Raw genomic sequence first — 13,840 nt, forward strand, 5'->3', positions numbered from 1 at the left:
TGTATAAAAGCTATATTCTTTGAGCACCTTTTATGACGAAAGTTTGAATGGCTGTTATAATCGGCTATACAATTCTATGAGGAGGCGAAGGTATTTGGAAACAAAACTCTTTTCACCTTGGACATTAAAAGGTGTTGCGCTGAAAAACCGCATCGTAATGTCCCCGATGTGTATGTATTCATCCTATGATCGTGATGGGAAATTACAGCCTTTCCACTTTACACATTATATTTCCCGTGCCCAAGGTCAAGCTGGCCTGATCATGGTGGAGGCAAGTGCCGTTTCCCCCGAGGGAAGAATTAGTGATCAAGACCTCGGCATTTGGAGTGATGAGCACATTGAAGGCTTCGCTTCATTAAACGAAAAAATCAAAGCATACGGAACCAAGACAGCCATCCAGCTGGCTCATGCAGGACGTAAAGCTGAACTAGATGGTGACATCCTGGCACCATCTAGCCTTCCATTTGATGAACAGTCTAAAATCCCTACCCAGATGTCCGTCGATCAAATCAAAGATACCGTTCAGGCGTTTCAGGATGCCGCTGTCCGGGCAAAAAAAGCCGGCTTTGACATCATTGAAATTCATGGGGCGCATGGCTATTTGATTAATGAATTTCTTTCACCGCTGGCAAATCACCGAACAGATGATTATGGCGGTTCACCAGAGAACCGTTATCGTTTCTTAAGAGAAGTCGTCGATGCAGTCAATGAAGTATGGAACGGACCATTATTTGTCCGTGTGTCTGCCTCTGACTACACGACAAAAGGACTTGATATTGCCGATTACATTGGCATTGCTACATGGCTGAAGGAACAAGGTGTCGACTTAATCGATGTCAGCTCAGGCGCTGTCGTACAGGCAAAAATCAGCACATTCCCTGGCTACCAAGTCACCTTCGCAGAAAAAATCAAAGCAGGTGCCGGTATCCAAACAGGTGCTGTCGGTCTGATCACATCTGGTGTACAGGCAGAGGAGATTTTACGAAATCAGCGTGCAGACTTAATTTTTATAGGCAGAGAATTTTTACGGGATCCATACTTTCCAAAAACAGCTGCCCAAGAGCTTCGTACATCCATCGAAGGCCCGCGTCAATATGACCGCGCTTGGTAAAAATGCATAGGAAAAAGGTGTCTATTTTTTGAAATAGGCATCTTTTTTGTTTTTAAGAGAAACATATCTGCCTTTTGTGCCGTCTTTTAGCTAAAGAACCACTTAGAGGAGATGGAAGAATGAACTCGGCAATGATTGAAAGAATGTATCATATAGATGGACATCATTTTTATACAAAACATCGTCAGGGCAAAAGGCAAGCCACCATTATCTTTGAAGCAGGCTACGGCATTTCGGGTGATACGTGGTCGAATATGGCCCGTGATATTGATCCTGAGCTTGGGGTTTTCTTATATGATCGATTAGGAAATGGAAAAAGCAGTGACAGTAGTGAAGGAAGAACATTGCATGATCTTGCAGATGATTTAGATGCACTGCTAGAAGAAGCCAATATTCAGCCGCCCTTTCTCATTGTGGCTCACTCATTTGGCTCTCTTGTCAGCCGGTTATGGGCAAGCCGCAGAGGAGATGAGGTCATTGGCATGGTGCTGTTAGACCCGGCAAGTGAGGAGCAAGAACAGGTCATCCTGCCGCTTTTATCAAAGGAAGAACGCTCTTCATATATGGCGCAATTTACAGCAGAATGTACGCATGAGGACTTTCAGCAAATGCTCAGCACAATAAAAGAGGAACAAACCCATTATGGGATGATGCCGCTTCTTGTCATTTCATCAGGTAAGAGCCGATTGTTTCATCCAGCGCACGAGGCTTGGCTCAGACTTCATAAACGGATGCTGTCGTTGTCATCCCAAAGCGGATGGATTCAAGCGCAGAACAGCTCGCACTATATTCATCATGATGAACCGCATATTGTGCAGCTTGCAATCTATGATGTATGGTGCGCAGCCAAACAACCTGTTTCCTATTATCAAACAGCCAATTAAAAACAAAAACTCCTTGACTAGTTTTGCGTCAAGGAGTTTTTTTCTTTATGCCGTTGGAGCTGACTGGCTTTTTTTAGACAGCAGCTTTTCAATGCTGACAAGCTGAACACATAATGTAAAGATGTCAATCGCTTGCTCTAGTTCTTCAAGTGATGGGAACGTTGGCGCAATGCGAATGTTACGATCAAGCGGGTCTTTTCCATAAGGATAAGTCGCGCCTGCACCTGTCATGGTCACACCAGCTTCTTTTGCCTTTTGCACAACAGCTTTTGCACAATGATCGAGCGTATTTAAACTAATAAAATATCCGCCATTTGGCTTGTGCCATTCTGCAATGTCCTTCCCGCCAAGTGTTTCATCAAGAATAGAAAGAACGAGGTCAAACTTTGGCTTAATGATCGCAGCATGTTTTCTCATATGTTCCTTCAAGCCTTCTGGATTCTTGAAGAAACGAAGGTGTCTTAATTGATTGATTTTGTCTGGTCCAATCGTTTGAATCGATAATTGTTTTTGAGTAAAGCTCACATTATCCGGGCTAGATGCCATGAGTGCAATACCTGAGCCTGGGAATGTAATTTTAGAAGTAGACGCAAACATAAACACACGATTTGGGTGCCCTGCTTCCTCTACTGCTTGAAAAATATCTTTTAATGTATCAGGCGTATCAGTTAGGTGATGAACTGCGTATGCATCATCCCAAAAAATGCGGAAGTCGTCTGCTTTTGTTTTCATCGAAGCAAGGCGGTCAACCACCTCATCTGAATACGTAATGCCATCTGGGTTGCTATATTTTGGTACACACCAAATGCCTTTAATCGCTTCATCCTCTGCGACCAATTTTTCGACCTGATCCATATCAGGTCCATCAGCTTTCATATCTACCGTGATCATCTCTATGTTAAATAGCTCACAAATGGAAAAGTGACGATCATATCCTGGGCTTGGTGCAAGGAATTTCACCTTTGGCAGCTTTCCCCAAGGTGTTTTGCTGTCATATACGCCGTGGGTCATGGCACGGGCAATGGTATCATGCATCATATTAAGGCTGGAATTACCGCCGATGATGATTTGTTCTGGTTTCAGATTGAGCACATCTGCAAAAAATGTCTTCGTTTCAGGAAGACCTGTCAAACCGCCATAGTTACGCACATCTGTGCCATCTTCAGCCGTCATCGCATCCTTTGATGTCACAACATCGAGCATGCCCATAGACAAATCGAGCTGTTTTGGTGAAGGTTTTCCTCTAGACATGTCTAAGTGTAAGTTTTTACTTTTATACGTTTCGTACTCATTTTGTAGTGCTGCATATAGGTCATTTAATTCTGCTTCACTTAACGCTGTAAAACCGCTCATCTTTGATTGTGCCTCCCGTATTCTTCATAGTTTCATTCGTCATTTGTTTTTTCTTCACCATTTTACCACTACCTGAAAAAGAGAGTCATTATAAATATCAAAAAAATCACACAACTTTTTTTGACGATTCATCCAATTTTTACAGGGTGCGGTCAATGGAATAAGAAGAGAAATCCTGCGCAGCTTCTGTCAGCGGGAATATATCGCGGGCCTCTTTCAATAGTTGTTTTAGTGCCTCTTCTCCTTGGTAACGTGCACTAATATGGGTCAAAATTAATCTTTTTGCGCTTGCTTCCTGCGCTGTTTTCGCTGCTTGTTCTGTTGTGCTGTGATAATAATTGTAGGCTAGATCAGCATCTTCTTTACCGAATGTTGCTTCATGGACTAACACATCCGCATCCTTGGCAAGCCTTGTTATATTCTCGCATAAACGGGTATCTCCTGAAAATGCAACGATTCTCCCTTTTTTAGGGGGTTCCAAATAATCGGTTCCATCAATGATTCTTCCATCTTCGAGTGTCACGGTTTCCCCATTTTTTAACTTCTGATACAAAGGTCCAGGTTTTACACCGATTTCTTTTAGGTCTTCGGCTTTTAATGCACCTGGTACATCTTTTTCCACTACCCGATAGCCGTAAGCTGGAATACCGTGAGATACTCGTCTTGCTTCTACTTGAAAGGTATCATCTTCAAATACGATCCCTTCATCTATCTCTATAATATGCAGCGGATATGTCAAATGCGTTTGTGTAGCTGAAAGTGTTGCGCTCACAAACGCTTTGATGCCCTTAGGTCCATAGATCGTTAGTTCATCCTCTCCGCCTTGGAAGGATCTGCTGCCGAGCAGTCCTGGGAGACCGTATACATGATCACCATGCATATGAGTGATAAATATTTTCTCAATTTTTCTCGGTTTAATCGTTGTATGTAATATTTGATGCTGCGTCGCTTCTCCGCAATCAAAAAGCCACACTGCTTTTCTTTCTTCTAAAAGCTTTAGCGCAGTGCAAGTGACGTTTCTAGTTTTCGCAGGAATGCCTGCACCAGTTCCTAAAAAGAGCAGTTCCATTACTTTTCCTCCTAAAGCCGGTATACAATATCTTTATTCATATAGAATACATGAAGACAAGGTAAATGTGAATTCAGCGGAATTTTCGAAAAAAGTCAAACGAGAGCAGAAAAAGTCGAATCAAATGTTTGCTTTACGAACAATGAACCTTTAAAATAAAGAAAATGTACATACATTCTCGGTTTTTACAACAATGCTACGAATAAAGTGAGGTACTTTTCGTGAATACAGAAACTAACAATCCAAAAGCAGTCATTGTCATTTTTGGCGCAACAGGAGATCTTGCCAAACGCAAGCTCTACCCTTCTATACATAGACTTTATCATAGCGGAAAACTTGGCGATCAATTCGCCGTGGTCGGTGTTGGACGCCGTCCGTGGTCTCATGAGGATCTAAGAGCTGTGGTGAAAGAATCTGTTTCTTCTGATGATGCAGAAGCGAAAATAGAGGAATTCAGTTCACATTTTTATTATCACGACTTTGACGTATCAAGCCCTGCTTCCTATCAATCGCTTAACACACTTCTAGCAGGCCTTGAAGATACGTACAGTATCCCAAACAACCGGATGTTCTATTTAGCGATGGCACCGGAATTCTTCGGAACGATTGCAAAGTTCCTAAAAAGTGAAGGTGTATCAAAAACAACTGGATGGTCAAGACTTGTCATCGAAAAACCATTTGGCCATGACTTGCCAAGTGCGAAAAAGTTAAATGAAGAAATTCGAGATGCATTCTCTGAAGATCAAATTTATCGTATTGACCACTATCTCGGTAAACAAATGGTTCAAAACATTGAGGTCATCCGTTTTGCAAATGCCATCTTTGAACCACTTTGGACAAACCGATATATCTCAAACATTCAAATTACATCTAGTGAATCATTAGGGGTTGAAGACCGGGCCCGCTATTACGAAAGTTCAGGTGCACTAAGAGACATGGTCCAAAACCATATGCTTCAAATGGTTGCACTTTTAGCAATGGAGCCGCCAATTAAGCTGAATACCGAGGAAATCCGTAGTGAAAAACGGAAAGCATTACGCGCTCTTCGTCCTTTCTCTAAAGATGAGGTCGATCAATTCTTTGTCCGCGGACAGTATGATGCTGGTACGGTTGATGGCGGCATGGTTCCTTCGTATCTTGAAGAGCAAAATGTTGACCCGAACTCAAACACGGAAACATTCGTTGCAGGGAAACTGCTCATTGATAACTTTAGATGGGCCGGCGTGCCATTTTACATTCGTACTGGAAAACGTTTAGAAAAGAAATCTACTCAAATTGTTGTTCAATTTAAAGACATTCCAATGAACCTGTACTATGGTAACGGAAATTCCATGCATCCAAACTTACTCGTCATTCACATTCAGCCAGATGAAGGCATTACCCTTCACCTGAACGCTCGCAAGCTTGATGGCGGTACATTTGCAAAGCCGATTAAGCTCGACTACCAAACAAACTATAACGACATCATGAACACACCAGAAGCCTATGAAAAGCTGATTCATGACTGCTTGCTAGGCGATGCTACGAACTTTGCTCACTGGGATGAAGTGGCGCTTTCTTGGAACTTTGTGGATCCGATTTCTGAGAAATGGGCAGAAAACAAAACATTAAAACCAAATTATCCTGCTGGTTCTATGGGACCGAAAGAAGCCGATCAGCTTCTAGAAAAAGATGGGTATCATTGGTGGAATATATAAAATGATATAAAAAAGAGCAGTCTCCCTTGGGGGTTCTGCTCTTTTTTTAACGTCCTGTTTTCGTAAGTTCAACTGTTGAAAAGTCGAACTTATCATAGCGGTGATGACTAAAGGAGTACTCAAACGGCCGGCCTGTGTTTAAATAAGCAACCTGTTCGACCTCTAGCACAGGATCCGTTGGGTCACAGCCTAAATATTGCTGGTCAAGCTCATCTGATTTAGCCGCTCTAATTTTCTTATGCGCTCCTGCCACTTTTAAATTCAAATCATTTGATATGTAGCCATAGATTGATCCCAATAGAACCTCTTCATCTATTCCCTTAATAAGATTGACGGGCATAAACGTTTTTTCTAATACGTATGGCTCCTCGTCCACAAGACGGAGACGGATGATGTCATAAATGGGTGTGGTGGAGTCTATGGATAGGTGGGCTGCCACCTCTTTGCTTGGAAAATGGACATCAAAGTGAATGATTTGAGTCGTGACGTTTTTATCCGCCATGACTTTTGTGAACCCTTTATTTTCATGTCCTGATACATTAATAGCCCCTTGATTGAGCGCTGCCTTCACAATAAATGTACCGTGACCTCTTTTTCTAAAGAGCAGACCTTCTGCTACGAGAAGATCGAGCGCACGCTTCATCGTCATTCGGCTGCATTGAAATTCAGCGGCAAGCGAGTTTTCATCTGGAATGGGTTGATCTTCTGGATAATATGCTGTTCCTATTCGTTTTCTGATTTCTTCTGAAATGAGTTCGTACTTTTTCATCTCACACCACCAACTGACTTGTTTTTTCATAGCTTCCTCTCATTCTACACTAAGCCTAGTGAGCTTAAAAGGTACCAGCCATTTTTGTTTCATCCACTTACCGTCACATAAGAAAAATACTTGCCCTTTTCAAGGAAAGAGCAAGTATCTTGATTAAAAACCGTTATTTTCTGATACCGATTGAAACCAGTATCCGCTTTTCTTAATTGTACGTTTTCCGTCTTCTTGAAGATCAACTGAGACAAATCCATAGCGATTCTTATAGGCATTCGACCATGACCAGTTATCCATAAACGTCCACAGATGATAGCCTTTTACATGACTTCCTTCTTGAATGGCTTGATGCACCCATTTAAGATGCTCAGAGATAAAGTCAATGCGGTAATCGTCATGAATCATTCCTTCTTCATCCTTAAACCGCTCTTCTCCTTCGACACCCATTCCATTTTCAGAAATAAAGCATTCAATATTATCATAGTCTGTTTGGACTTTTTTCAATATATCATAAATGCCTTTTTCATAGATTTCCCACCCGCGATACACATTCATTTTTCTTCCCGGCATGTCAAACGCATCAAAATAATGATTTGGCATAAATGGTGCATTTGGATGCGGCATATGCTCTTTCGCCTTCACTCTTCTTGGCTGATAATAGTTGATTCCAAGGAGGTCGACGGTATTCTCTCGAATGAGCTCAAGGTCTCCTTCTTCCATACTCGGCATAAAGCCTTCTTTCTTTAAGACCTCTACTAGTTTCTCTGGGAAATGTCCCTTCACCGCAGGATCTAGGAATGACCGGTTAAAGAAGGCATCCGCCATCTCAGCTGCTTCTACATCGCGTGGATTCTGGCTTCTCGGATAAGATGGGGTAAGATTGAGGATGATGCCAATCTTACCGCCTTGCTTCAGCTTTTTATAAGCCGCAATCGCCTTCGCATTTGATAAAAGTTCATGATAACCGACCTGTACAGCCTTTTGGAAATCAACTTCGTTTGGATAATGAAAGCTATACATATATCCGCCCTCTACAGGAACGATCGGTTCATTATGGGTAAACCATTTTTTCACCCGGTCGCCAAATAATTGAAAGCACAATTCTGCATAGCTCACATAATCATCTACTACCTGTCTGTTGACCCAGCCGCCTTTTTCCTGAAGTGCCATCGGCATATCGAAATGGTACAGGTTCACAAACGGTTCAATATCATGTGCAATCAATTCGTTGATCACATCATTGTAAAAAGATACTGCTTCTTCATTGACCGCACCTGTCCCTTCAGGCAAGAGACGTGACCATGAAATGGACAATCTGAATGAATTGTGCCCAATTTCTTTCATCAGACGAATATCCTCTTTATATTTTCGGTAAAATTGAGATGTCACGTTCGGTCCTACGCCATCAAAAAAACGAGTCGGCTCTTGCTCAAACCAATGATCCCAAATATTCGGTCCTTTTCCATCACCAGGGACGCTGCCTTCTGTTTGCGTGGCGGAGGCAGAAGATCCCCACCAGAAACCTTCTGGGAATGTATATGATTGCTTGTTATTTTCCATCGACATGTATTGAGTCTCCTTCACCTTTGATGTTGGTTGTCTTCGTTTTTTCCGTTGTGGTTATTTTTTCATTTTTCACATTCATACGGTCAATAAACTTCAGGAACGGGAACCAAATGACAAACACGATCATCAGATTAAACAGCTGAAGCAGACCACCCGCCAGTGAATTGGTTGCCATTATTCCGCTTATAAAGATCGGCACGGTCCAGGGAATATTCACGCCAGTCGGCGGTGGTACAATGCCTGATGCCATCGCAAAATAAGAAATACATGTAATAACCATTGGCGCCAAAATCCATGGAATGAGAATAAGCGGGTTCATGACAATCGGTAAACCGAAGATAATCGGTTCATTGACGTTAAATAATCCTGGTCCTAGGCCGAGCTTTGCTACCTGTTTTAATTGCTTACTTTTCAGGAAAATTAAAATCGTAAACACAACAGCTAGCGTCATACCGGTTCCGCCCATGCCAACCGTATAAATTTCGATAAACTGCTTGCTGATGATATTTGGAACCTCACCAGTTTTTGTATAGCTCTCTAGGTTTTGAATGGACAACGTATTCCAAATGGGGTCCATGACAGAGTTGATAATAATTTGGCCGTGAAGCCCAAAGAACCAAAGAATTTGTATAAAGAAAACAGCGATCAAGGTCGGAATGATACCGCTTCCAAGTCCGACAAGCGGTGCCTGAATCGCATGATAAATCAGGTCATGCATGTTTGTTTTGAAGCCTTGTGTAATGATGATATTGATCAGTAAAAAGGTTGTGAGTGTCAAAGTAGCCGGGATCAGTGCAGCAAAAGACTTAGCAACAGCTGGCGGAACCCCCTGCGGCATATTGATGACAAATTTCTTTTGGACAAAATAACGATAAATTTCAGCAGACAAAAAGCCTGTGATCATGCCAAGGAACATCCCCTTTGCTCCTAAACGATCGACTGGAATCACGCCTGCAATAGATGCACCGCCTTCTTGTTCTAGTAAAAATGGTGTCAGAAGTAGGAAAGAGGCTAATGCAATCACTCCGCCAAATACTGCTTCCACATCATAGCTTTTCGATAAATAGTAGCCAATCCCAAATACAACAAACACACTCATAATGCTGATGGTCGCACTTGGCGCGATATTCAGTGCAGACTGGACGCCTTCCAGTGCGGTTTGACTCATGATTTTATCTAAAAATGGCAAATTCATTAGCACAACCATAATGGAACCAAAAATAGTAAGCGGGAACGCAAGCATAAAGGCATCCCGTAATACACCTAAATAGCGGTTGTTGTTCAGTCTCCCAGCAATTGGAACCAAAATAGCACTTATTTTATCAAACATTGGTTTCCCCCCTTGTTTACACCCTTTATTGTTTAAGTGATTGGAAAATCGGCAGGAGCTCTCCCACAAGCTCCTTGATCGTCATAGTCGACATTAAGTGGTCTTCGGCATGCATGAGCAATAAGGAGAAAGGCGTTTTCTCCCCGCCTGCCTCTTGCTGCACGAGTTGAAAATGGATGCCATGTGCATGACGTAAATCTTCTTCTGCTTCTTTCATAAGACCAAATGCCTCATCTTCTTGACCTTCTCGAAATTGTTTAAGAGATTGAAGCAATTTGCTGCGTGCATTACCGCTGTGTAAGATCAATTGAAAACTGACTTGTTCCTCCGTGAGCCCTTCAAGTGTTTTCTTTTCCATTCTTTACGATTCCTCCATCAATGTAACGGCTTGTTCATACGCTTTTTGTCCATCGGCAAGCCCGTACGCCTGCATATCGATGACCTCTACTGCAATTCCGTATTTTGTTGCTTCTTTTTGAAGATCCCCTTTTAAAAAGCTCATTTGCGGTCCAATTAACACAACATCCGCATTCGCCATTTCTTTTTTCGCTTGATCTTGCCCAACTGCCCAAATTTCTGCCTCGTCCCCTATTGAGTCGGCATGAGCCTTCATCTTTGTAACTAGTAAACTTGTAGACATTCCTGAACTGCATGCTAATAAAATACGTTTCATTTCTCTCACCCCATTGTTGTAATAAAAGCGCTTCCAGTTAATATTATATATTTTTATTTTTAAATGTCTAGACATTTAGATCTATTTGTCTGTATTTTATGTAAAAAAAGAGCGTATGTGTGTGTACGCTCTTTGCCTTTCTTCTTATCCTTTTCCTGCTTGGAAGCCAGGATATTTTGTCATGCCGCCGTCCACATAGAGTGTCAAGCCTGTGACGTAGCTTGCCTCTTTTGACGCCAGCCAGACAGCACATGCTGCCACTTCTTCAGGCTTTCCAATATAACCAATGGGGATCAGCTCGATCACACCTTTTTTCAATGCGGGATCATCGAATTTTTCCGCATTGATCGGGGTATCGATGGCGCCTGGTGCAATACTGTTTACACGAATTTTTTTAGGGGCATATTCTAGTGCCAGTGTTTCTGTCAGCAGCTTGGCGCCTCCTTTACTTGCTGCATAATGCACGAAATGAGGCCAAGGGATTTGCTGGTGAACAGACGACATATTGATGATTGATCCTTCTATTCCGTGATCTGTCATATACTTCAGTGCATCGCGGCAGCCGAGAAACATACCTGTTAAATTGGTCGACATGACTTTGTTCCAATTATCTAGCGTCATTTCGGTAGAAGGCACTTCATTTTCAATGCCTGCGTTATTGATCATGACATCAAGACTGCCAAATGTATCAACGGCTTTATCAATCATCGCCTGCATATCCTCTTCCTTTGAGACATCTCCCTTGATTTTCACAGCCTGTCCGCCATTTTTTTGAATATCCGCAATGGTCTCATCTGGACTTTCTTGATCTGAGAAATAATTGATCACCACATTGGCTTTTTCTTGTCCAAACCGGCGCGCCATCGCTTGACCTATTCCTGTACCAGCTCCTGTAATCAGGACTGTTTTCCCTTCTAAATCTGGATACATTCGTTTACCCTCCTATTTTGTAAAACCTAGCAGCACGCCGCCTGCAATGATCATCAAGCAGCCTGCAATGACAAAGCTTGTTCTGGATGCTTTCTCTTTTAATAAGTAAATGCCGCCTAATGTCGAGATAACGATCCCTGTCTGCGACATCGAAAAACTTACGGCGACACCAATGAGCGGAATAGCCAAAAGAAGTCCGAGATTTCCTGTCGACCAAACAAGGCCGGCAATGATATTTCTAAACGTATATTTACTAAACGGGTGCTGCTTGAGACTAATCGCCAAGGATGAAAGCAGCATGCCGACCGATTGCGGAACGAGGGCAGACCAGCCATCAATATGAAACCATCTCAAAATAACAACATATCCGACATAGCCAACGGTTGAGATGAGCAGAATCATGATCCCTTTTTTGAAATTGCCTCCACCGTTCCCGCCGCCATTCTTTTTTTGACCGAGCGATGTCAGCACAACACCTGCAATAATCAGTAAAATGGCACAAGAACCAATGAGTATGACCGTCATCGTTTGCCATTCTTTGAAGACTATGACGCCAAATAAAGTAGTGCTCACAAGCTGCATGCCCGTTGATAAAGGAACCGCCTTCGAGACTCCGAGAAACGCAACACTTGAAAGCTGATTCATTTGTCCAATGCTCCAAAAGATGCCTGAAATGACAGAAACCGCAAAAATAAGCGGTGTCAGCTCTGGCATTTTGATAAAGAAGGCTGCAATTGAAAAGAGAAATGCGCCAAGCGTTATACCGAGGGTTTGCTGGTATGCATTCCCGCCAAGTTTGACACTGATGAGAACAATACTTCCCCAAAATATCGCTGGGAGAAGTGCATATAAAATGCCCACTTCGACCCCTACTTTCTTTTCTTTTTTACATAGCATCCCTCTTTTTCGCATTTTTAGCCGAAAAGATGCAAACACAAAAAAACCTTACCAAAGGGTAAGGTTTTTCAGTCGTTCTATATTTATTTCATCCATTCTGTATGGAAGATGCCTTCTTTATCTGTGCGCTCATACGTATGTGCACCGAAATAGTCACGCTGCGCTTGAATTAAGTTCGCTGGCAGGACGGCTGTGCGATAGCTATCGAAGTAAGCAAGTGCACTTGACAATGAAGGAACAGGAACTCCTTGCTCCACTGCAAGTGAAATGACTTTACGAAGAGATGATTGATAGCTTTGAGCAATATCCTTAAAGTAAGGATCAAGCAATAGGTTTTTCAGTTCTGGGTTACGGTCATATGCTTCTTTAATTTGTTGTAAGAAGGCTGCACGAATGATACATCCACCACGGAAGATCATTGCAATTTCACCATATTTTAAATCCCAGTTATACTCATCAGATGCTGCTTTCATTTGCGCAAAACCTTGTGCATATGAGCAAATTTTACTCATGAATAGGGCTTTTCTAACCGCTTCGATCAGCTCTTTTTTATTCTCTGCTGATTGCGCTGGCTTAGGACCTTCGATTAATTGGCTTGCTTCAACACGCTCATCTTTCATTGCTGAAATGTAGCGCGCGAAAACAGACTCAGTAATGATTGGAAGCGGAACACCTAGATCAAGAGAACTTTGGCTCGTCCATTTTCCAGTTCCTTTTTGCCCAGCTTTATCTAAGATGACATCCACAAGCGGCTGGTTTGTTTCTTCATCCACTTTTGTAAAAATATCAGCTGTAATTTCGATTAAATAGCTGTCAAGCTCGCCTTTATTCCATTCTGAGAATACTTCATGAAGCTCCTCTGCTGACAAGCCAGCCACATGCTTCAAGATAAAGTATGATTCAGAAATCAATTGCATGTCTCCGTACTCGATGCCGTTATGGACCATTTTGACATAATGTCCTGCTCCATCTGGGCCGATATACGTTGTACATGGCTCGCCATCTACTTTCGCAGAGATCGCTTCTAAAATTGGTTTCACTAGCTCATGCGCTTCTTTTTGACCGCCTGGCATGATCGATGGACCTTTTAGTGCACCTTCTTCACCGCCAGAAACACCTGTACCAATGAAGTGGATACCACTTTCCGCAAGCTCTTGATTACGTCTTTGCGTATCCTTGTAATATGTATTTCCACCATCAATTAAGATGTCACCTTTTTCTAGGTGAGGAAGTAATGATTGAATGGTTGCATCCGTTGCTGCACCAGCTTTTACCATTAAAAGAATTTTACGCGGTGTTTCAAGCGACTGAACAAATTCTTCGATGCTGTATGTGCCTACAACGTTTTTCCCTTTTGATTCTTGAAGAAATTCTTCCGTTTTGCTGCTAGATCTGTTATAAACGGACACGGAGAACCCGCGGCTTTCAATATTAAGGGCAAGGTTTTTCCCCATAACGGCTAGTCCAACCACACCGATTTGTTGTTTTGACATAATTCTGACGTCCCTTCTAACACACTATATTGATTACTGCTGAAATGATGTACCCTTTGAAATTACCACAACAC

Annotated in this window: 13 protein-coding genes; 3 read left to right on the top strand and 10 right to left on the bottom strand. The window is 42.3% G+C overall.

Annotated features, from left to right (window positions below; genetic code table 11):
• Window positions 1-94: 94 nt before the first annotated feature.
• Complete coding sequence (namA, locus tag MHH41_RS10765) at window positions 95-1,111, top strand: NADPH dehydrogenase NamA (RefSeq protein WP_340866316.1); 1,017 nt, start codon at window positions 95-97, stop codon at window positions 1,109-1,111.
• Window positions 1,112-1,230: 119 nt separating this feature from the next.
• Complete coding sequence (locus tag MHH41_RS10770; protein WP_284907026.1) at window positions 1,231-1,995, top strand: alpha/beta fold hydrolase; 765 nt, start codon at window positions 1,231-1,233, stop codon at window positions 1,993-1,995.
• A gap of 45 nt (window positions 1,996-2,040) precedes the next feature.
• On the opposite strand, the gene MHH41_RS10775 is transcribed toward MHH41_RS10770, so the two are convergent.
• Together MHH41_RS10775 and rnz are read right to left on the bottom strand one after the other, a co-directional pair.
• A complete protein-coding gene (locus MHH41_RS10775) occupies window positions 2,041-3,348 on the bottom strand; it encodes an aminotransferase class I/II-fold pyridoxal phosphate-dependent enzyme (protein ID WP_050943801.1) in 1,308 nt (435 codons plus the stop codon).
• Between the two features lie 139 nt (window positions 3,349-3,487).
• Window positions 3,488-4,417, bottom strand: coding sequence for a ribonuclease Z (gene rnz, locus MHH41_RS10780; RefSeq protein ID WP_137055003.1), 930 nt, complete (start codon window positions 4,415-4,417; stop codon window positions 3,488-3,490).
• A 221-nt stretch (window positions 4,418-4,638) separates the two neighbouring features.
• On the opposite strand from rnz, the gene zwf reads away from it, so the two are divergent.
• Window positions 4,639-6,114 (top strand): glucose-6-phosphate dehydrogenase, encoded by a 1,476-nt coding sequence (gene zwf / locus MHH41_RS10785; protein ID WP_003216112.1) that lies wholly within the window; start codon window positions 4,639-4,641, stop codon window positions 6,112-6,114.
• Between the two features lie 46 nt (window positions 6,115-6,160).
• On the opposite strand, the gene MHH41_RS10790 is transcribed toward zwf, so the two are convergent.
• The 8 genes from MHH41_RS10790 to gndA all read right to left on the bottom strand — a co-directional run bounded on the left by MHH41_RS10790 (window position 6,161) and on the right by gndA (window position 13,766).
• Complete coding sequence (locus MHH41_RS10790; RefSeq protein ID WP_137055001.1) at window positions 6,161-6,883, bottom strand: GntR family transcriptional regulator; 723 nt, start codon at window positions 6,881-6,883, stop codon at window positions 6,161-6,163.
• 153 nt (window positions 6,884-7,036) lie between these two features.
• Window positions 7,037-8,443: a glycoside hydrolase family 1 protein gene (locus MHH41_RS10795; RefSeq protein WP_411512299.1), complete on the bottom strand. Its 1,407-nt coding sequence runs from the start codon at window positions 8,441-8,443 to the stop codon at window positions 7,037-7,039.
• Window positions 8,427-9,773, bottom strand: a complete 1,347-nt coding sequence (gene celB / locus MHH41_RS10800) for a PTS cellobiose transporter subunit IIC (RefSeq protein ID WP_050943798.1) — start codon at window positions 9,771-9,773, stop codon at window positions 8,427-8,429. The genes MHH41_RS10795 and celB overlap by 17 nt, the downstream gene beginning before the upstream one ends.
• 25 nt (window positions 9,774-9,798) lie before the next feature.
• Window positions 9,799-10,131, bottom strand: coding sequence for a PTS lactose/cellobiose transporter subunit IIA (locus MHH41_RS10805; RefSeq protein WP_012010488.1), 333 nt, complete (start codon window positions 10,129-10,131; stop codon window positions 9,799-9,801).
• Window positions 10,132-10,134: 3 nt separating this feature from the next.
• Window positions 10,135-10,446, bottom strand: coding sequence for a PTS sugar transporter subunit IIB (locus MHH41_RS10810; RefSeq protein WP_044141029.1), 312 nt, complete (start codon window positions 10,444-10,446; stop codon window positions 10,135-10,137).
• A gap of 144 nt (window positions 10,447-10,590) precedes the next feature.
• Complete coding sequence (locus MHH41_RS10815) at window positions 10,591-11,376, bottom strand: SDR family oxidoreductase (protein WP_003215568.1); 786 nt, start codon at window positions 11,374-11,376, stop codon at window positions 10,591-10,593.
• A 12-nt stretch (window positions 11,377-11,388) separates the two neighbouring features.
• Window positions 11,389-12,237, bottom strand: a complete 849-nt coding sequence (locus MHH41_RS10820) for a GRP family sugar transporter (RefSeq protein WP_170966017.1) — start codon at window positions 12,235-12,237, stop codon at window positions 11,389-11,391.
• A 119-nt stretch (window positions 12,238-12,356) separates the two neighbouring features.
• Window positions 12,357-13,766, bottom strand: coding sequence for an NADP-dependent phosphogluconate dehydrogenase (gene gndA, locus MHH41_RS10825; protein ID WP_106029174.1), 1,410 nt, complete (start codon window positions 13,764-13,766; stop codon window positions 12,357-12,359).
• Window positions 13,767-13,840: the final 74 nt, after the last annotated feature.

Source organism: Bacillus sp. FSL K6-1145 (genome assembly GCF_038003425.1).
Classification (GTDB): Bacteria; Bacillota; Bacilli; order Bacillales; family Bacillaceae; genus Bacillus; species Bacillus pumilus.

Bases quoted from the DNA above. Each gene is read 5' to 3' on its own strand.
- MHH41_RS10770 (WP_284907026.1), top strand. From the start codon at position 1,231: ATGAACTCGGCAATGATTGAAAGAATGTATCATATAGATGGACATCAT.
- MHH41_RS10775 (WP_050943801.1), bottom strand. From the start codon at position 3,348: ATGAGCGGTTTTACAGCGTTAAGTGAAGCAGAATTAAATGACCTATAT.
- rnz (WP_137055003.1), bottom strand. From the start codon at position 4,417: ATGGAACTGCTCTTTTTAGGAACTGGTGCAGGCATTCCTGCGAAAACT.
- MHH41_RS10790 (WP_137055001.1), bottom strand. From the start codon at position 6,883: ATGAAAAAGTACGAACTCATTTCAGAAGAAATCAGAAAACGAATAGGA.
- MHH41_RS10795 (WP_411512299.1), bottom strand. From the start codon at position 8,443: ATGTCGATGGAAAATAACAAGCAATCATATACATTCCCAGAAGGTTTC.
- celB (WP_050943798.1), bottom strand. From the start codon at position 9,773: ATGTTTGATAAAATAAGTGCTATTTTGGTTCCAATTGCTGGGAGACTG.
- MHH41_RS10805 (WP_012010488.1), bottom strand. From the start codon at position 10,131: ATGGAAAAGAAAACACTTGAAGGGCTCACGGAGGAACAAGTCAGTTTT.
- MHH41_RS10810 (WP_044141029.1), bottom strand. From the start codon at position 10,446: ATGAAACGTATTTTATTAGCATGCAGTTCAGGAATGTCTACAAGTTTA.
- MHH41_RS10815 (WP_003215568.1), bottom strand. From the start codon at position 11,376: ATGTATCCAGATTTAGAAGGGAAAACAGTCCTGATTACAGGAGCTGGT.
- gndA (WP_106029174.1), bottom strand. From the start codon at position 13,766: ATGTCAAAACAACAAATCGGTGTGGTTGGACTAGCCGTTATGGGGAAA.